This window comes from Arthrobacter sp. 01N442 (genome assembly GCF_056399345.1).
Genome location: NZ_JBFTRD010000004.1, coordinates 612,470 through 631,278 on the forward strand (window position 1 = coordinate 612,470; position 18,809 = coordinate 631,278).

Annotated in this window: 16 protein-coding genes and 1 tRNA gene; 4 read left to right on the top strand and 13 right to left on the bottom strand. The window is 66.7% G+C overall.

The window, feature by feature from the left end; genetic code table 11:
* Together AC1DNC_RS10315 and AC1DNC_RS10320 are read right to left on the bottom strand one after the other, a co-directional pair.
* Positions 1–82: transfer RNA gene (locus AC1DNC_RS10315), tRNA-Tyr, on the bottom strand.
* 149 nt (positions 83–231) lie between these two features.
* Positions 232–486 (bottom strand): hypothetical protein, encoded by a 255-nt coding sequence (locus tag AC1DNC_RS10320; RefSeq protein ID WP_476862442.1) that lies wholly within the window; start codon positions 484–486, stop codon positions 232–234.
* A 192-nt stretch (positions 487–678) separates the two neighbouring features.
* Here AC1DNC_RS10320 and AC1DNC_RS10325 point away from each other — a divergent pair, with 192 nt between their 5' ends.
* Positions 679–1,170, top strand: a complete 492-nt coding sequence (locus AC1DNC_RS10325; RefSeq protein WP_138768479.1) for a YajQ family cyclic di-GMP-binding protein — start codon at positions 679–681, stop codon at positions 1,168–1,170.
* A gap of 248 nt (positions 1,171–1,418) precedes the next feature.
* Here AC1DNC_RS10325 and htpX read toward each other — a convergent pair whose 3' ends face one another.
* Together htpX and AC1DNC_RS10335 are read right to left on the bottom strand one after the other, a co-directional pair.
* Positions 1,419–2,291, bottom strand: a complete 873-nt coding sequence (htpX, locus tag AC1DNC_RS10330) for a zinc metalloprotease HtpX (RefSeq protein ID WP_476862443.1) — start codon at positions 2,289–2,291, stop codon at positions 1,419–1,421.
* Positions 2,292–2,350: 59 nt separating this feature from the next.
* Positions 2,351–3,622: an MFS transporter gene (locus AC1DNC_RS10335; RefSeq protein ID WP_476862444.1), complete on the bottom strand. Its 1,272-nt coding sequence runs from the start codon at positions 3,620–3,622 to the stop codon at positions 2,351–2,353.
* An 81-nt stretch (positions 3,623–3,703) separates the two neighbouring features.
* Between AC1DNC_RS10335 and AC1DNC_RS10340 the strand changes: the two genes are divergently transcribed.
* From AC1DNC_RS10340 to AC1DNC_RS10350, 3 genes are all read left to right on the top strand, one after another.
* Complete coding sequence (locus AC1DNC_RS10340; protein WP_476862445.1) at positions 3,704–4,171, top strand: Fur family transcriptional regulator; 468 nt, start codon at positions 3,704–3,706, stop codon at positions 4,169–4,171.
* A 24-nt stretch (positions 4,172–4,195) separates the two neighbouring features.
* Positions 4,196–5,704, top strand: coding sequence for a catalase (locus AC1DNC_RS10345; RefSeq protein ID WP_476862446.1), 1,509 nt, complete (start codon positions 4,196–4,198; stop codon positions 5,702–5,704).
* Positions 5,705–5,920: 216 nt separating this feature from the next.
* The gene (locus AC1DNC_RS10350) at positions 5,921–8,053 is read left to right on the top strand and encodes an acyltransferase family protein (protein WP_476862447.1); all 2,133 of its coding nucleotides are present in this window, start codon (positions 5,921–5,923) and stop codon (positions 8,051–8,053) included.
* 103 nt (positions 8,054–8,156) lie between these two features.
* Here AC1DNC_RS10350 and AC1DNC_RS10355 read toward each other — a convergent pair whose 3' ends face one another.
* From AC1DNC_RS10355 to AC1DNC_RS10395, 9 genes are all read right to left on the bottom strand, one after another.
* Complete coding sequence (locus tag AC1DNC_RS10355) at positions 8,157–9,053, bottom strand: ABC transporter ATP-binding protein (RefSeq protein ID WP_476862448.1); 897 nt, start codon at positions 9,051–9,053, stop codon at positions 8,157–8,159.
* Entirely contained in the window at positions 9,043–9,816 is a 774-nt protein-coding gene (locus AC1DNC_RS10360) for an ABC transporter permease (protein WP_476862449.1), read from the bottom strand. Before AC1DNC_RS10360 ends, AC1DNC_RS10355 begins: the two co-directional genes overlap by 11 nt.
* Positions 9,813–10,652: an ABC transporter permease gene (locus tag AC1DNC_RS10365; protein WP_476862450.1), complete on the bottom strand. Its 840-nt coding sequence runs from the start codon at positions 10,650–10,652 to the stop codon at positions 9,813–9,815. Before AC1DNC_RS10365 ends, AC1DNC_RS10360 begins: the two co-directional genes overlap by 4 nt.
* The gene (locus AC1DNC_RS10370; protein ID WP_476862451.1) at positions 10,649–11,632 is read right to left on the bottom strand and encodes an ABC transporter substrate-binding protein; all 984 of its coding nucleotides are present in this window, start codon (positions 11,630–11,632) and stop codon (positions 10,649–10,651) included. The genes AC1DNC_RS10365 and AC1DNC_RS10370 overlap by 4 nt, the downstream gene beginning before the upstream one ends.
* A 271-nt stretch (positions 11,633–11,903) precedes the next feature.
* Positions 11,904–13,493, bottom strand: a complete 1,590-nt coding sequence (locus tag AC1DNC_RS10375) for an amino acid permease (protein WP_476862452.1) — start codon at positions 13,491–13,493, stop codon at positions 11,904–11,906.
* Positions 13,494–13,599: 106 nt separating this feature from the next.
* Positions 13,600–14,007 carry a DUF779 domain-containing protein gene (locus AC1DNC_RS10380; RefSeq protein ID WP_476862453.1) on the bottom strand — a complete coding sequence of 136 codons (408 nt, stop codon included), beginning with the start codon at positions 14,005–14,007 and terminating at the stop codon, positions 13,600–13,602.
* Between the two features lie 84 nt (positions 14,008–14,091).
* Positions 14,092–15,615 (bottom strand): acetaldehyde dehydrogenase ExaC, encoded by a 1,524-nt coding sequence (gene exaC / locus AC1DNC_RS10385; RefSeq protein WP_476862454.1) that lies wholly within the window; start codon positions 15,613–15,615, stop codon positions 14,092–14,094.
* A 147-nt stretch (positions 15,616–15,762) separates the two neighbouring features.
* Positions 15,763–17,178: a GAF domain-containing protein gene (locus AC1DNC_RS10390; RefSeq protein ID WP_476862455.1), complete on the bottom strand. Its 1,416-nt coding sequence runs from the start codon at positions 17,176–17,178 to the stop codon at positions 15,763–15,765.
* A gap of 114 nt (positions 17,179–17,292) precedes the next feature.
* The gene (locus tag AC1DNC_RS10395) at positions 17,293–18,753 is read right to left on the bottom strand and encodes an FAD-dependent oxidoreductase (RefSeq protein WP_476862456.1); all 1,461 of its coding nucleotides are present in this window, start codon (positions 18,751–18,753) and stop codon (positions 17,293–17,295) included.
* Between the last annotated feature and the right edge of the window lie 56 nt (positions 18,754–18,809).

The following is an 18,809-nucleotide window of genomic DNA, read 5'->3' on the forward strand; positions in this document are numbered from 1 at the left end:
TGGCAGATGAGGGATTCGAACCCCCGTAGGCGTTGCCAGCTGATTTACAGTCAGCCCCCTTTGGCCGCTCGGGTAATCTGCCGAACTTCAAAAGAAGATCACTCGCAGCTTCGTCATCGAAACGCCTGTTTCCAGTCCGTTCCGCTTCCAGCAACCGCGGGCAAGACAACTTTACAGAACTTCCGCCGAAGAATCGAATCGGCGCCGCACGGCCCCCGGAGGCCCGGAATATCAGGCTTCTCCGAGGATCCGTCCGGCGAGTTTGGCCTCGAACTTCGCGGCCTGCTCGGCGGTGATCTGGTTCAGCTGCACCGCCCGGGCCAGGTCCGCTTGCACGCCGTCGAGCCTGGCGGACGCGTCCGCGGCCGGGCTGAGGATGATGGAGGTCGCCAGGGCTGCCGCGGCCACGGACGTCACCGCCGTCGTGATGGAACCCGCAGCTGCGGCGGTGGTGCTGCTGACGTAACGGATGGCCCTGCGGTTCATGTGCTTTGCCTTTCGTGCGGCTCGTCCAACGGGTCCAACCCTCCCCTGCCAAGCTTCATTCCTCCCGGGGTTCAGCTTTGTGCCCGCTGTGAGGACCAGCCGCACCTTCACATCCAGAGCATCCGTACTAGGCTGGAATGCAGAAAACACCGCCCTGAAGCAGGGCGTCCGGACAACATCAGGAGGACAGTCATGGCAGGCGAATCCACATTCGACGTCGTCAGCAAGGTCGACAAGCAGGAAGTCGCCAACGCGCTGAACCAGGCGCAGAAGGAACTGGCGCAGCGTTACGACTTCAAGGGCGTCGGCGCGGAGGTTGACTTCAGTGGCGAGAAGATCCTGATGAAGGCCAACTCCGAGGAGCGCGTCCTGGCCGTCCTCGACGTGCTGCAGTCCAAGCTGATCCGCCGCGGAATCTCGCTGAAGTCCCTCGACACGGGCGAGCCCTACCCGTCCGGCAAGGAGTTCCGCCTTGAGGCCACCATCAAGGAGGGCATCGCGCAGGACCTGGCGAAGAAGATCAACAAGCTGATCCGCGATGAGGGCCCGAAGTCGGTCAAGTCCCAGATCCAGGGCGATGAGCTGCGGGTGACCTCCAAGTCCCGCGACGACCTGCAGGAAACCATGAACCTGCTCAAGGGCTTCGACGAGGCCGACCTGCAGTTTGTGAACTTCCGCAGCTAGCCGGGCCGTAGGCCCACTGACGGCGCGCAGTGCAGCCGTCGACTCGCAAACGGGCTGTCGCTACTCCGGTAGCGGCAGCCCTTTTCGTTGTCCGGCCCGTGCGCTCCAACCCGGTTACCCGCCGGGCCGCCGACCGGCGTCGTACCTCAACACCGGAAAACCCGGGGTTGCCGGTGGCTGGTGCCGGCCTGGCCCCGGAGTAACCGGGGAGGAACGCACGCCTGGTGCAGCGTGCGTCGGGGCCCGGGTCAGCCCAACGTCCGGCCCGCCATCCCTTCCAGCCGGCTGATCCGCTCGCTCATCGGCGGGTGGGTGGAAAACATGCGCGCCATGCCGCCGCCGCGGAACGGGTTGGCGATCATCAGGTGCGAGGCGTTCACCAGCCGCTGGTCCTGCGGCAGCGGGGCCAGCTGCACGCCCTGCTCGATCTTGCGCAGCGCGGAGGCCAGCGCCAGCGGGTCGCCGGTGAGCGACGAACCGTCCTCGTCGGCGTCGTACTCCCGGGTGCGGGAGATGGCCATCTGGATCAACGAGGCGGCAAAGGGAGCCAGCAGGGCCATCGCCAGCAGGGCGAGGGGATTGCCGTTGCGGCGGTCACCGCCGCCGCCGAAGAACAGCAGCATCTGGCCCACCGAGGTGATCACACCGGCGACGGCGGCCGCCACCGAGGAGGTGAGGATGTCCCAGTTGTAGACGTGCATCAGCTCGTGACCGAGGACGCCGCGCAGTTCCCGGGCGTCAAGCAACTGCAGGATGCCCTGCGTGCAGCAGACCGCCGCGTTCTGCGGGTTCCGGCCGGTGGCGAAGGCATTCGGTGCCATAGTCGGCGAGATGTAGATCCGCGGCATCGGCTGGCTGGCACGCGCCGAGAGTTCCCGGACGATCTGGTGCAGCTGCGGCGCCTCGGCCGCGGTCACCGGGTATGCCTGCATGGACCTGATCGCGATCTTGTCGCTGTTCCAATAGCCGTAAGCGGTGGTGCCGACGCCGATCAGCGCCATGATCCAGATGGGCGCCGAGCTCCGGGTTCCGGACCCGATCAAGGCGCCCAGGCCGAGCAGCACGGCCCAGAGCACGCCGAACAGGGCCGCCGTCTTCAGGCCGTTGTGATGGTTGTGCACTGTTCCTCCAAAACCGCCGAGCAGCCGTCCGGCCGATCGCCCATCTAAGAAACGAATTGCTAGGGTACCGGGTTCCGCGCGTCGTACTTCAGGAACCCGGACTGCCAGCGCGCCACGGCCCACGCCACCGCCGCGCAGAGCACCCCGCCGGCGAGCAGTACCCAGCCCTCACTGAGCAGCTTAGTCGCGCCGCCGGCGAGCATGTCCCCTACCCGGGGACCGCCTGCCACGACGACGACGAAGACGCCCTGCAGCCGGCCGCGAAGATGGTCCGGGGTGGCCGACTGCAGGATGGTGGTGCGGAAGACCGCACTGACGGAGTCGGCGATGCCGGCGAGCGCGCAGCACACGGCGGCGGGCACCAGCCAGGGAGTCACGCCCTCGGCGCCGGACCTGCCGGCCAGCACGACCACGAGGCCCAGGCCCGCGATCGAGGCGCCCCAGCCCATAACCGACCAGACCACCGCCGCCCCCTGCGCCCGGACGGCACCGAGCGGCCCGGAGAAGATCCCGGCCAGGAAGGCGCCGACGGCGGTGGAGGCCAGCAGCACGCCGACCGTTGCTTCGCCGCCGCCGATCATGAGCGCGCCGATGGCCGGCAGCAGGGCCCGCGGCTGGGCCAGGATCATGGCGACGAGGTCGATCACGAAGGTCATGCGCAGGTTGGGCCGCGTGCCGAGGAACCGGAAGCCCTCCACGACGGAGCGCAGCCCGGCCCGGTGCGAGGCCTGCCCCGGCGGCATGGGCGGCAGCTTGAGCAGCGCCCAGACGACGAACGCGAAGCTGGCCACGTCGATCGTGTAGGTCCAGGCGAAGCCGATCGTGGCGACCAGCACGCCGGCCAGCAGCGGCCCCGCGGTCATGGTCAGGCCGAAGATCATCATGCTCAGGGCGTTCGCCGCGGGCAGGAGCTCCTTCCGGACGAGCACCGGGATGATGGCGCTGCGGGCCGGCTGGTTGATGGCCTGCGCGCCGCTCTGCACGGCGACGAGGAGGTAGAGCAGCCAGACGTTCCCCAGCTGCAGCCAGGCCTGCAGCGCCAGGGCCACGGTGGTCAGCCACAGCACCGCGGAGGCGAGTAGCGCGACCTTGCGGCGGTCGTGGGCGTCGGCGATGGAACCGCCGAGCAGTCCGCCGAAGACGAGCGGCACCAGGGCGAAGATGCTCAACAGGCCTACGTACAGGCTGTCCTGGGTGAGCCGGTAGACCTCCAGGCTGACGGCCACAAGGGTGAGTTGGCTGCCCAGCGCCGAGGCGGCGGATCCCAGCCACAGGCGGCGGAAGGCCGGACTCTCGCGCAACGGCGTGATGTCCGCCAGGAATTTCCCCACCCGGCCACTCTAGTGGGATGAAGTTGAGAAATAAGCCGAACCTTATTGTGACCGAATCAAAATAAGTGTTTGAATGGGGCCATGACGGACACGGCGGGGACCAGCGAGGCATGGACCGCCGCCCTGCATGCCCACGGCCGCCGGGTCACCAAACAGCGGCTGGCGGTGCTGGCCGCCGTCGAACGCCATCCGCATTCGCCGGCGGAGGCCATCCTCGCCGCAGCCCGCGAGGATCTTCCCGAACTTACCGCACAGTCCGTCTATGTGGTCCTCGGCGATTTGACCGAGTTGCAGATGCTGCGCCGTTTTGAACCCCCGCACTCCCCCGCGCTGTACGAGACGCGGGTGGGCGATAACCACCACCACGCCGTCTGCATCAGTTGCGGCCGTGTGGAGGACGTCGAATGCGCCGTCGGCCACGCGCCATGCCTGACACCGCACTGGGGCTCCGGCTCCAAGCCCATGACCATCCAGATCGCAGATGTCCTGTACCAGGGCATCTGCGAGGACTGCCAGCGCGCCCAACAGCTCCCCTCCGAACGTAATTAAGTACAAACAAGAAATAGGAGAACGATGACTCAGAACATCTCTGCGCCTTCCGTGTCCACGACACAGTCCGGCGCCCCGGTCACGTCCGATGCCCACTCGCAGTCCGTCGGCGCCGACGGCGCGATCATCCTCACCGATCACTACCTGATCGAAAAGCTGGCCCAGTTCAACCGCGAGCGGGTGCCGGAGCGCGTCGTGCACGCCAAGGGCGGCGGCGCCTTCGGCACGTTCACCACCACGGGTGATGTCTCGCAGTACACCAAGGCCGCACTGTTCCAGCCAGGCACCGAGACGGACATGCTCATCCGTTTCTCCTCCGTCGCCGGCGAGGCTGGCTCCGCCGACACCCTGCGCGACCCGCGCGGCTTCGCCGTGAAGTTCTACACTTCCGAGGGCAACTACGACCTCGTCGGCAACAACACGCCCGTCTTCTTCATCCGCGACGGCATCAAGTTCCCGGACTTCATCCACTCGCAGAAGCGCCTCCCGGGCACCCACCTGCGCGACGCCGACATGCAGTGGGATTTCTGGACCCTCTCCCCCGAGTCCGCACACCAGGTCACCTGGCTCATGGGCGACCGCGGCCTGCCGGCCACCTGGCGTGAAATGCAGGGCTACGGCTCGCACACCTACCAGTGGATCAACGCTGCGGGCGAGCGCTTCTGGGTCAAGTACCACTTCAAGTCCAACCAGGGCGTCAAGTCCCTGACCGGCGACGAAGCCGAGGAGCTGGCCGGCGCGGACGCGGACTTCTACATCCGCGACCTGCAGGAGAACATCGACGCGGGCAACTTCCCCTCCTGGGACCTGCACGTACAGGTCATGCCCTACGAGGACGCCAAGACCTACCGCTTCAACCCGTTCGACCTGACCAAGGTGTGGCCGCACGGCGACTACCCGCTGATCAAGGTCGGCACCATGGAGCTGAACAAGAACCCGGAGAACTACTTCGCGCAGATCGAGCAGGCCACCTTCGCGCCGTCGAACTTCGTGCCGGGCATCGCCGCCTCCCCGGACAAGATGCTGCAGGCCCGCATCTTCTCCTACGCCGACGCGCACCGCTACCGCGTGGGCACCAACCACGCCCAGCTGCCGGTGAACCTGCCCAAGAACCAGGTCAACAACTACAGCCAGGACGGTGCCGCCCGGTACCACTTCAACGCCCCGTCGGTCCCGGTGTACGCGCCGAACTCCTTCGGCGGCCCGGCTGCCGTTGAGCCGCAGAACCCGGCCGGCGGCTGGGAGAACGACGGCGAGCTGACGCTCTCCGCCCACTCCCTGCACGCCGAGGACAGCGACTTCGGCCAGGCCGGAACGCTGTACCGCGAGGTGTTCGACGACGGCGCCAAGGCCCGCCTGCTGGACACCCTCACCGGTGCCGTGGGCGGCGTCAAGAACGCCGACATCAAGGAACGCGCCATCCAGTACTGGACCAACGTCGACGCCGAGCTCGGCGCCAAGCTGCGCGCCAACCTGGGTGCCTCCACCGGTGCTCCCGCCTCGGACGCGGAAGCAGCCAACAAGATCGGCTAGCCTTCCCAGCAATGAAAGAACACCCCGCCGCGGAGAACCGCGGCGGGGTGTTCTTTTCGCCCTGCGCCGGGTGGGGGTAACGTCCCCGGGCATGGCAAAATCGGGAGGGACTGCGGAATCTTCGGTTCCGCAACGTGGCGTTTCGATAGCAAATGTCCCGCGATTCCCACGGCCAGGGGCCACGTCCCGTGCCCGGCCACCAGAGCTAAGGACATCATGAGCGTCGCCGAGCAAGTGCGCACCGACAAGGCAGGCGTCCAGGCGGCTGGCAGCGGCCTACGCCGGCGCCGGATCTTCCGCGCGGACATCCAGGCGCTCCGCGCCCTAGCCGTCACCCTCGTGGTCCTCAATCATCTCTGGCCGGACCGCATGACCGGAGGCTACGTCGGCGTCGACGTTTTCTTCGTAATTTCGGGTTTCCTCATCACGTCCCACCTGCTCAAGGAGCTGATGGCGACGGGAAGGATCCGGCTGGGGCAGTTTTACGCCCGCCGTATTCGTCGGCTCCTGCCAGCGGCTCTGTTGGTGCTCGCGGTCGGGCTCGGAGCTTCCTGGCTTTTGCTGCCAAACTCCCGATGGATCGACACCGCCCTCGAGGTCTTGTCCAGCGCCTTCTACGTCGAAAACTGGGTTCTGGCAGCGAAATCCATCGACTACTCAGCGTCGACAGACTCCGCGACCGTGGCCCAGCACTACTGGTCGCTCTCGGTTGAAGAGCAGTTCTACCTCATCTGGCCCCTCCTCCTGCTGGGTCTGTTCTGGATAGCCGCCCGGCGCCGCACCTCAGTCCGGGGCGTGCTGCTTGCCGGCGTTGCCGCCGTGATCTTGGCAGGGCTGGCCGCCTCTGTCCACACGACGCAGGCGACTCCGAGCCAGGCCTATTTCGTGACGCCCGTCCGGGCCTGGGAGTTCGGTGCCGGAGCATTGGTGGCGCTGGGGCTGGGCAGGGTGCGGCTCGGAGCCACCGCAGCGAAGTGCCTGGGCCTGCTCGGACTCCTGCTTATTGGGCTTTCCGCGTTCACTTTCAACAGTGCCACCCCTTTCCCTGGGTGGCTGGCGGCCCTTCCGGTCGCCGGCACATCGCTGGTCATTTTGGCTGGCAATGACGACCGCCGGCCGGCGCTCAGGGGACTGGTCGGCTCGTTGCCTGTCCAGCACATCGGAAGCGTCTCTTACTCGCTCTATCTGTGGCATTGGCCCGTTATCGTCGTTTCCCCCTTCGTCCTGGGGCGTACGCCCACGGATATGGACAAGGCCCTAGTCCTGGCTCTGTCCCTGGTCCTGGCTTCGATCACGAAGGTGCTTGTGGAGGACCGCGCGCAAGCATCCCGGTTCCTCAACACCTCGACTGTCCGCACCGTCACTGCCATGGGCGTGGCAATGGTGCTGCTCGCGGGACTCTGCTTTGCCCAGATCCAGGCTTCCGAGCAGCAGAGCGCCCGCGACGATCAAGCCGCGGCAGCCGCGGCGCTAGAGCCCTGCCGTGGGCCCGCCGCCCTGCTGCCAAAGGCCTCCTGCCAGGGGAAGTTCGGTCCGGTCACGTCGCCGGGGAACCACGATGCCAAGAAGTACTGGCCGGTCCCGCCCGAGTGTGGCGCGGACAGGGAAGAACTCATGACCGGCGATAAGAAGACGCACCACGTCTGCGACTTTTCCGCCGGCAAAAAGAACCCGAGCATTGTTTGGCTGGTGGGCGATTCCCACGGCCAGCACTGGCAAGGAGCCGTGTTTGCGGCCGCCCGGAAACAGCATTGGATCGTCAAGACTGCATTTGCCGGCGGTTGCCCGGTGGCAGATGTTCAGTACGTCGGCTACAACGGCCATACCGAACGTGAGCCTGCCCTGAAGTGCATGGACTGGTCCCGCCGCGTCACGGCGGCCGTTGCCGCAGACAGCCCTGCCGCGGTCTTCACCTCGATGTTTTCGAGGGAGCAACACGTCGATGACGGGTCCGGGCGGCCGGAAGCGGAACAGTTCGCCGAAGGGCTTCATAAGACCTGGCGACAGTGGACATCCGCCGGCGCCACGGTCTATGTGCTCGCGGATACACCCTTGAACGGAGCCGTGCGCGACTCTGACTGCACCCAGATTCACGCAGCCACACCAGCGGACTGCGCCGTGTCGCGGTCCACTGCCCAGCCCCCGGACCCGCTCGTTCAAGCCGCCAAATCCGACTACGACCGAGGCGTGCGGCTCCTTGACCTGACCGACTACTTCTGCGACGCGGAGAAGTGCTTTACCGTGGTCGGCGGCGTCGACGTCTATTACGACGCCAACCACATGAACCGGGAATACAGCGAGCTGTTCGGACCCATTCTTCTGGCCAAGATGGGCCCAGGAGCGCCGTAGGCACGGGGTCGGGCCGCCGCCTCCCGGCACTGACGAAACACCCCGCCGCGGAGAACCGCGGCGGGGTGTTCTTTTTTCTTCGGGCGCCCGGAGGGGCGGCCGGCTAGGCGCCGCTTGCGCCGGGGTCCGGCGCGGCGGCCGCCGGTGCCGGCGCTGCTGCGGGAGCCGCTGTCCGCTCGTCCGCCGCTGCCGGGCGGTGGCCCTTCTTGGCGAGCTGGATCTGCTCGTAGACGTGGTGGCGGAGCTCGGTGAAGCGGGGCAGCGACCGGGTCTCAAGCTGGTCGCGCTCGGCCGGGAGATCGATCACAATGTCCTCCTGCACCACGGTCGGGGAGCTCGAGAGGATGATCACGCGTTCGCCGAGGTAGACGGACTCATCGATGTCGTGGGTCACGAACAGCACGGTCACGCCGAGCTTCTTCCAGACCGTCCGGATCAGGTCCTCAAGATCCGCCCGGGTCTGGGCGTCCACGGCCGCGAACGGTTCGTCCATCAGCAGCACCTCGGGCTGGTACGCGATGGCCCGGGCGATCGCCACGCGCTGCTGCATACCGCCGGAAAGCTGCCAGGGGTAGGAGCGCGGCACGTGCGCCAGGCCCACGGCTTCGAGGGCCTCGTCGACCAGCCGGTCACGTTCGGCCTTGGGCACGCCCTGGTTCTTCAGCGGCAATTCCACGTTGTCCCGGACCCGCATCCAGGGAAACAGGGAGCGGCCGTACTCCTGGAACACCACGGCCATTTTCTTGGGCGGTCCGGAGACCCGCTTGCCGTCCAGGAGCACTTCGCCCTCGGTGGGGGCCATCAGGCCGGAGATGCACTTGAGCAGGGTGGTCTTGCCGGACCCGGAAGGGCCCACGAGGCAGGCCAGCTCCCCCGCGCGGAGATCGAAAGTGAGGTTCCGCACCGCTTCGACGTCGCCGCCGTCGGTCTGGTAGACCTTCTTCAAACCCCGGACGGAGAGCATCGCCTCCGGCGCCGCCTGTGCTGCACTAAGCTGCATTTTCTACCTCTTTCTGGCCGTGGTACCAGCGCAGGATGTTCCGCTCGGCCCACTGGAAGATGAATGACATGGCCACGCCCAGCAGGCCGAGGACCACGATGCCCGACCACATTTCGGGGATGGCGAATGACCGCTGGAACTGGACAATGGTGAAGCCCAGCCCGGAGGACGAGGCGAACATTTCGGAGATGACCATCAGGATCAGCCCCAGGGACAGCGACTGGCGGACGCCGGCGAGGATCTGCGGGCTGGCCGAGGGCAGCACGAGGTAACGGACCCGGGCCCAGCCGTCGATCCCGTAGGTGTGGGCCGAGTCCGAGAGGACCCCGTCCACGGCACGGACGCCTTCGATGGTGTTCAGCAGCACCGGCCAGACGCAGCCGGAGATGATGACAGCAATCTTCATGGAGTCGGTGGTGCCCATCAGCAGGATCAGCACCGGGACCAGGACGGGCGGAGGGATGGCGCGGAAGAACTCCAGCGTGGGTTCCAGCAGGGCGCGAAGCCACTTGATCGAGCCGATCAGCACCCCGCCCACGACGCCGATCAGGATCGCCACGACGACGCCGATCAGCAGCCGGGCGACGCTGGGCAGCACGTCCGAGAAGAAGCGCGGGCCGAACCAGACCTCGCCGAACTTGGCGAACAGGGCGGCCGGGGTGGGGACGAAGAAGTTGACCGAGCCGAGGGTCGACGCCCACCAGGTAAGGACCAGTAGTGCCGGCAGCGACAGCACGTAGCCCAAAGTTTTCAGCGCTTTCATACGACCACCTCGGAGCGGACAGAGGAATGCCAGGACAGAGTCTTCTTTTCGATCAACCGCATCAACGCGTTGATCAGCACACCGATCAGGCCGGTCGCGAGCACCAGTGCGTACATCCCGGAGATGGCGCCGCCGGATTGGGCGAGGGCGATCTCGCGGCCCAGCCCCGGCGAACCGATCACGAGTTCCGCCGTGATGGCCAAAACCAGTGCCACCGTGGCTGCGAGCCGGACGCCGGTCATGAGGTACGGCAAGGCCGTGGGGAAGACGACATAGCGGATCCGCGCCAGCATGCCCAGCCCGTAGGTTTTAGCGGTGTTGTTTGCGACCATATCGACGTCGGCCACCCCGTAGAGGACCTGGATCAGGACCTGCCAGAAGGAGGCGTACACGATCAGCAACAACGAGGATTCGATCTTTACGCCGAAGAGCAGCACGGCCAGCGGGATCAGCGCCACGGAAGGAATGGGGCGCAGGAACTCGATGGTCGAGTTGGTGGCCTTTCGCAGGAGGCTGCTGGATCCAATGATGAAGCCCAGCAGCACGGCGAGGGCAACGGCAATGAGGAGCCCGAAGAACCAGGCCTTCATGGTCTCGCCGACCGAGGCCCAGAAGGCCGCAAGACCGAAGTCGCGGACCAGGGCGGCGATGACCTCGCTGGCCGGCGGAAGGTATCGGGCGTTGACGATGCCCAGTCGGGGAATGAGTTCCCAGGTGGCCAGGAACCCCAGAATGCCTGCGGCCCCGAGCAGCTGTTTGGCCGGCAGCTTGCGGACCTGCCGGTTCCGCCCCGCGGTGGGGGCGGAACCGGCGGAGAGTGGAGCGGCTGAACTCACGGGAGGAGGTCGTCTGCGTTCGGGGCCTTGGAGAGCGTGCCGTACTTGGCGGCGGCGTCACCGAGAGTCTTGAAGGCGTCCTTGTTGAACTCCACCCGGTAGCGCGGCAGGATCATCTTGGCCCGGGTGGCCTCGTCGATCTTGGTGTAGGTGCCCACGATGTCGCGGACTTCCTGCGGGTGCGCCTGGGCATATTCAAGGGACTTGTTCATGGCCCGGGTGAACTTCTGGGTGAGGTCCGCCTTGCCCGTGATGGTGTCCGCCTTGGTGAAGTAGCCGGCGATGTCCAGCTCGGGGCTCATGTCCGCGAAGTTCGAGGAGATGATCTTGCCGCCGTCGGCGACGGCCTTGGACAGGAAGGGCTCCAGGATCCAGGCGGCGTCAACCTGCTTGTTGGCCAGCGCGGCCGGGGCATCGGGGAACGCCACCTCAACGAATTTCACGCTTGACGGGTCGCCACCGTCCTTTTCGATGACGGACTTGATGGTGGTGTCGCCGATGTTGGAGAGGTTGTTCACCGACACGGTCTTGCCCGCCAGGTCCTTCGGGGACTTGATGCTGGAACCGGCCGGGACGACGACGCCGCCGATGTCCTTGCCCTTCTCGCCGGTGGTGGAGGCGCCGTTGGCGACGAACTTGAGGTCCAGGCCCTTGTCCTTCGCGACCATCACCGAGATCAGGTTGGAGAAGGCAAAATCGAAGCTTCCGCTGACGACGCCGGGGACGATCGCGGCGCCGCCGGTGGCCGTCTGGATGTCCAGCTGGATTCCTTCGTCCTTGAAGAAACCCTGCTTGTCGCCCAGGTAGATGGGGGCACAGTCGACGATCGGGATCACGCCGACGCTAACCTTCGTGAGGTCCCCTCCGCCCGTGGTACCGCCGGAGGCGCTGCCGCCGGTGGAACTCGGCGACCCGCTGCCGCAGGCCGAGAGTGCAAGGACCGAGACGGCCGCCAGCACGCTGATAATACGACGTTTCATGTTCACTCCTATGTGCGCATTGGCGTGGGAGTGACAAGCCCCCAAGCCCCAAGTGTTCGCTCTTCGAACAAGCGTTCAAAATCAAGTCTGACCCAAGGCTACTGTGAGGTCAACCACAATAGGGGCATTGTTACAGCTCCGAGACGAGTGCGGAAGGACCGTCGGCTTCCCCCTGCGACACAGCAAAGCGGGGCCCCTTCGGCCCGTCCAGACGAACCGGACGGGCCGCGAGGGCCCCGCGATAGTGAACCACGTTACAGCGGCGGTGCGGCTACGAGCGGTTGAGTGCCTCCGCGTCGTCGCCGTCCGCAGCCGGCTTGGCAGCGGGCGCGGTGGCCGGAGCGGCGGCGGGAGCCGCGGCCGGGCCGTTGACGGCGGCCCGCGCCTCGGCGAACTTCTCGTTGAGCCGGGAGTGGCGCTGGCCGTAGGCGAAGTAGATCACGATGCCGATAACCAGCCAGAGGGCGAAGAAGATCCAGGTCTCCACGGCGAGGTTGGTCATCAGGTAGAGGCAGAGCACGGCGGACACCACCGGGACCACCTTGCCGAACGGCACCCGGAAGGAGGGCTTGAGGTCCGGGCGCTTCTTGCGCAGGACCAGGATGCCGAGGCTGACCATCACGAAGGCGGACAGCGTGCCGATGTTAATCATTTCCTCCAGCAGGTCCACCTTGGTCAGGCCGGCCACCACCGCCACGGCGGCGCCGCAGATGATCTGCAGCCGGGCCGGAGTGGCGCGGATGGTGCTGGTCTTGGACAGGGAGCGCGGCAGCAAGCCGTCGCGGCTCATGGCCAGGACCACGCGGGAGAGGCCCATCAGCAGCACCATGATCACGGTGGTCAGGCCCACCAGCGAGCCAAAGGCGATCACCTTGGCGGCGTCGTTGTTGCCCACGGCCTCGAAGGCGGTGGTGAGCGTGGGGCTCTCCGCCTCCGCGAGCTTGGTGTAGGAGACCATGCCGGTCAGCGCGAGCGAGACCAGGATGTAGAGCACGGTGACGATCGCCAGGCCGCCGAAGATGCCACGCGGCAGGGTCTTCTGCGGATTCTTGACCTCCTCGGCGGAGGTGGCGACGACGTCGAAGCCGATGAAGGCGAAGAAGACCAGCGCTGCCCCGGCGAAGATGCCGAGGGTGCCGTACTGGGCGGGGGCCGCGCCGGTGAGGAAGCCGAAGAAGGACTGCTTGAGCACGTCGGTGGCGCCGGTGCCGCCGGTGGGCTGTGATGTCGGGACGAACGGGGTGTAATTCTCGAACTTCACGTAGGTGAAGCCCACGATGATGACGAAGAGGACGACGGCGATCTTGATCAGCGTGAAGACGTTGCCGACGCGGGCGGACAGCTTTGTCCCCAGCACCAGCAGCACGGTGAAGACGGCCACGATCAGGAAGGCGCCCCAGTAAAGGTCAACCCCGCCGAGGGAGATTGCCGGCGGGACGTCCAGCCCCATCAGCGCGAAGACCTTGCTGAGGTAGATGCCCCAGTACTTGGCGATCACGGCGCCGGCGGTGAACAGTTCCAGGATCAGGTTCCAGCCGATGATCCAGGCGAGCACCTCGCCCATGGTGGCGTAGGTGAAGACGTAGGCGGAGCCGGCCACGGGAATGGCGGTGGCGAACTCGGCGTAGCACATGATCGCCAGCGCGCAGGTGACGGCGGCGATGGCGAAGGAGATGGTGACGGCGGGGCCGGCGAAGTTGGCGGCGGCCTTGGCGCCGACCGAGAAGATCCCGGCGCCGACGGCAACGGCGACGCCCATGATCATCAGGTCCCAGGTGCTGAGCGAGCGCTTGAGCTTGCGGCCGGGCTCATCGGCGTCGGCCATCGACTGCTCGACGGACTTGGTCCGGAAAAGGTTCATTGGAAGGTCCAGGGTCTCTGTAGCAGGGGAAAACGGACCTATTAATAGTAGTGTCCATCCACTGGACGGCCGCTTTAATCCCAAATGGTGAGACGACGGGGGCTTCTTAGACCGGCCAATCCATCAGCGTCGAGCGGATCAGGAAGCGCTTTCCCTCGGGCGCCTCGACCGAGAAGCCGCTCCCCCGGCCGGTCACGACGTCGACCGTCAGGTGGGTGTGGCTCCAGTAGTTGAACTGTTCTTTGGACATCCAGAACTCCAGCGGCTGCGGCTGCGTGCCGTCCGAGATGTCGAACCGGCCCAGCAGCACGTCCGAGTCACCGGTAAGGAACTCCCCCGCCGGGTAGCACATGGGCGAGGAACCGTCGCAGCAGCCGCCGGACTGGTGGAACATGAGCGGACCGTGCTGGAGCCAGAGCTTGCGCAGGAGCTCAACGGCTTCGGTGGTGAGCGCCACCCTGGAAAAGTCCTCGCCGGCCAGCGTTACGGCGGCGTCGAGCCTGGTCTGGGTCATGGGGGCTTCTCCTCTAGCTGGGGATGACGGTTATGGACGAAACGCAAAAGGCGGGGCGGACCAGGTCCGCCCCGCCACGCCGGCTTAGAAGAAGCCGAGCTTGTTCTCGTTGTAGCTGACCAGCAGGTTCTTGGTCTGCTGGTAGTGGTCCAGCATCATGGCGTGGTTCTCACGGCCGATGCCCGAGGACTTGTAGCCACCGAACGCGGCACCGGCCGGGTAGGCGTGGTAGTTGTTGACCCACACCCGGCCCGCCTGGATCTCGCGGCCGGCACGGTAGGCGACGTTGCCGTTGCGGGACCAGACGCCGGCGCCGAGGCCGTACAGGGTGTCGTTGGCGATGCCCATGGCGTCGTTGTAGTCGCTGAACCGGGTCACGGACACCACCGGGCCGAAGATCTCCTCCTGGAAGATGCGCATCTTGTTGTGGCCTTCGAAGATGGTGGGCTGGACGTAGTAGCCGCCCGCGAGGTCGCCGGAGAGTTCGGCCCGGGCGCCGCCGGTGAGCGCCTTGGCCCCCTCCTGCTTTCCAATGTCGATGTAGGAGAGGATCTTCTCCAGCTGGTCGTTGGAGGCCTGGGCGCCGAGCTGGGTGTCGGTGTCCAGCGGGTTGCCCTGGATGATCTTCTGGGTGCGGGCCAGCGCGTCGGCCATGAAGGAGTCGTAGATGCCTTCCTGGACCAGGGCGCGGGACGGGCAGGTGCAGACTTCGCCCTGGTTGAAGGCGAAGAGCGTGAAGCCCTCGAGTGCCTTGTCGTAGAACGCGTCGTTCTTGTCCGCGACGTCGTTGAAGAAGATGTTGGGGCTCTTGCCGCCCAGTTCCAGGGTGACCGGGATCAGGTTCTGGGAAGCGTACTGGCTGATCAGCCGGCCCGTGGTGGTTTCGCCGGTAAAGGCGATCTTGCGGATCCGCGGGCTGGAGGCGAGCGGTTTGCCGGCCTCTACGCCGAAGCCGTTGACGACGTTGATGACGCCCGCCGGCAGCAGGTCGCTGATGAGTTCCATCAGCACCATGATCGAGGACGGCGTCTGTTCGGCCGGCTTGAGGACGACGGCGTTGCCCGCGGCGAGCGCGGGGGCGAGCTTCCAGACGGCCATCAGGATGGGGAAGTTCCATGGGATGATCTGGCCGACGACGCCGAGCGGCTCGTGGTAGTGGTAGGCGGTGGTGTCGTCGTCGAGCTGGGAGAGCCGGCCTTCCTGGGCGCGGACGGCGGAGGCGAAGTAGCGGAAGTGGTCGGCGGCGAGCGGGATGTCGGCGTTGAGGGTCTCACGGATCGGCTTGCCGTTGTCCCAGGACTCAGCCACGGCGAGCATCTCGGTGTTCTCATCGATCCGGTCGGCGATCTTGTTCAGGATGGCCGCACGCTCGGCCACCGAGGTCTTGCCCCAGGAGGGGGCGACCTTATGGGCGGCGTCCAGGGCCAGCTCAATGTCCTCTGCGGTGCCGCGGGCCACCTCGCAGAAGGCCTTGCCCGTCACCGGCGTGATGTTTTCGAAGTACTGGCCCTTGACCGGGGCGACCCATTCGCCGCCGATCCAGTTCTCGTAGCGGTCCTTGAAGGTGACCTTCGAGCCCTCGGTTCCGGGCTGTGCGTAGACAGTCATTGCTAGCTCCTTTGCTGTGCAAGATGGGTGGCGGGAGCGGCCAGGATCTCTGCGGCCGCCGCTGGCACCAGCCTAGGAGCGGGCAGGTTGCAAGCAGGTTGCAACCTTGTGAGCCGGATCACTCCTTCGTCGGTGCGGGTCACCGCGTCAGGCGCTGAGCTCCGCTTCCAGCCGTTCCAGGTCAGCGACGACGGCGGCCCGCTTGGGCGAGCGCGGCGGCAGCAGCTTCAGCGCGGCGGCGCGGACCTCGACGTCGTCGCGCGCTTCCGGCAGCTCCGCATACTTCAGCAGCGATTCGGCGCTCCCGTCGGTCAGCACGGCTTCGCGCAGCAGGGACGCAACCCGGCCGCGGAGCTCTGTGATCCCCGGTGCCTCGGACCGCGGAAGGACCGCACCGCGGTAGATTTCCAGCGCGATCCGGTGGGCTCCGCGCTGCAGGCAGCTGAGCACCTGGCCGGAATCCGGCATCAGGTCCATCGGCAGGCGGTAGGGCCGGGACTCCGGAACGGCGGCCGGGTTGAGCTGCTGCAGGACCTTGCGCAGGCGCACCATTTCGGCGCGCAGCGTCATGGTGGCGCCGTCATGCGGGTAGAGCAGGGCGGCGAGCTCCTCCGCGGTGAGGCCCGCCGGGTGCGTGCTGAGCAGGGCAAGAATCTCGCTGTGCCGGGCGGAGAGGGTGACGGTGCGGCCGTCGATGCTGAGCACCGCCTGGTCCCGGCCGAGCAGCTGCAGGCTGTTGCGGTAGAGGCTGCCCGAGGCCCAGGCGCGCGTTCCCGCGGCACTGGGTCCGGCCTTCGGAGCGCTGCTGCCGCCGTTGGTGGACACGGCAGCCGACCGGCGTCGAGCAGGTGCGGCCTGCCGGGCGGCGGCAAGCTGGAGCCGTTCCACCCGCAGGTGCGCCTGGGCGGCGGCGACTGTCGCCTCGACGAGGGACAGGGTGTGAGGCGCGACGGCGGATTCGGTGCCGGTGATGTCGACTACGCCCAGCAGCGCACCGGAATCCGGATCGTGGAACGGCACGGCCGTGCAGCTCCAGGGGTGGACCGAGCGCTTGTAGTGTTCTGCGCCGGCGATCTGGATGCCGCGGCCCAGGGCCAGCGCCGTGCCGGGGGCGCTGGTGCCCACGGTGGCCTCGGACCAGTCCGCGCCCGGGACGAACATCATTCCCTCGGCGCGGCGCTGCATGGCGGGGTCCCCTTCGACCCAGAGCAGCCGGCCCACTTCGTCTCCGACGGCCACCAGCATGCCGCTGTCGTGGCTGGGCAGGACGAGGAGTTTGTGGATCACAGGCATGATTGCGGCCAGCGGGTGCTGCCGGCGGTATTCCTCGAGTTCCTCCCGGTCCATGGCCAGCGGAGCTTCGGGGTTGTCCGGGTTGGCGTGCAGTTGCGCGGACCGCTGCCAGGACTCCCGGATCAGGCTGCGGAGCCCGGGCAGCTGCTCGCCCTTCAGGCCGAGGGAGTCCAGCTGTTCATGGCCTGCGAAGGCGTACTGCTGGCGCAACTCCGGGCTCAGGCCCCGGCCGGAGCCGTGCGGGGCCGTCTGCTCGACCGGATTCCTCATTGAACTCCCACCTGGCGGACACCTTCTTCGGCGCGCGACGGCATGCCGGAGGCAGCGTCGTTTCATCGAGTGTACGGGGCGTACGGGAGCCCCGCCAGAGGGGTAACGCGCGGCTTAGCCGCGGGAAATCTCGATCATCTCTTCCCGCGGGACCACCTTGATCCGTTCGCGCACCACACCGCCGTCGGCGTGGTCAGCGGACCACGCCGCGCCCAGGGCGAGTTCGTGGGCGTCCAGCTTGTTCCAGCCTTCCCAGGTGGTGTACTCGATGCCGCGTTCCTCGAGCAGGTCGATGATGGCCTGCGGATCGGGGTTCTGCGCCGGCGGGAGGGTGAGCCGGTCTTCGAGCAGGAACCCGATGGTCTCGAGCGCATCTCCCTTGGTGTGGCCGATCAGGCCCACGGGCCCGCGCTTGATCCAGCCCGTGGCATAGATCCCGGGCACGGGGCTGCCGTCCGCGCCCAGAACGCGTCCGCCCTCATTGGGGATGACGCCGCGGCGCTCGTCGTATTCCAGCTCATCCAGGGCCGAGCCGTGGTAGCCGATCGCCCGGTAGACGGCCTGGACCGGGTAGTCGACGAACTCCCCGGTGCCTTTGACGTTGCCGGTGCCGTCCAGCTGCATCCGCTCAAACTTGATCCCGGCGACCTTGCCGGGGTGCGCGGCGTCGCCTGTTTCTTCACCGAGAATCTCGACGGGGTTGTGCAGGAAGTGCAGGTGCAGGCGTCGGGAGGACGGCTCCTCGGCTCCGGCGTGCTCCTCGACGAGCCAGTTGCCGAGGGTGTTCACCATGGTCTTGATCTGGTTGTTCGTGCGGATGGCCTCGTCGGAGGCTTCGTCGAATTCGAAGTCCTCCGGGTAGAGGACGATGTCCACATCGTTGGCGTGGGACAGTTCGCGCAGTTCCAGCGGGGTGAACTTCACCTGGGCCGGGCCGCGGCGGCCGAAGACGTGCACATCGGTCACCGGCGAGTTCTTCAGCGCCTGGTACACGTTGTCCGGGATCTCGGTGACCAGCAGGTCATCGGCGTGCTTCACCAGCATCCGGGCCACGTCCAGGGCCACGTTGCCGTTGCCGATCACGGCAATCTCCTTGGCCTCCAGCGGCCAGTCGCGGGGCACGTCCGGGTGCCCGTCGTACCAGGAGACGAAGTCGGCGCCGCCGAACGATCCCTCAAGCTCGATGCCGGGGATGTCCAGGTCCGCGTCCTTGATGGCACCGGTCGCAAAGATGACGGCGTCGTAGAACGCCCGGAAGTCGTGCAGGGTGAGGTCCCGGCCGTAGCTGACGTTGCCGAGGAAGCGGATGTCGCCGCGGTCCAGCACCTTGTGCAGGGCGTTGACGATCCCCTTGATGCGCGGGTGGTCAGGGGCCACGCCGTAGCGGATCAGGCCATAGGGCGCCGGGTAGGCCTCGAACAGGTCGATGCTGACCTCGAAGTCGCCGTCCTTGACCTCGTTGGACTTGGTCAGGATGTCCGCGGCGTAGACGCCGGCCGGTCCGGCGCCGACAATCGCAACGCGGAGGGGACGTTTGGACGGACTTTTAGGCGAGGTTTCGGCCGAGTTGGACACCGGGAGCCCTTCTGAGTCTTGGCGAATGCGCCGGCAGATACGGCGCACAGTTCCCC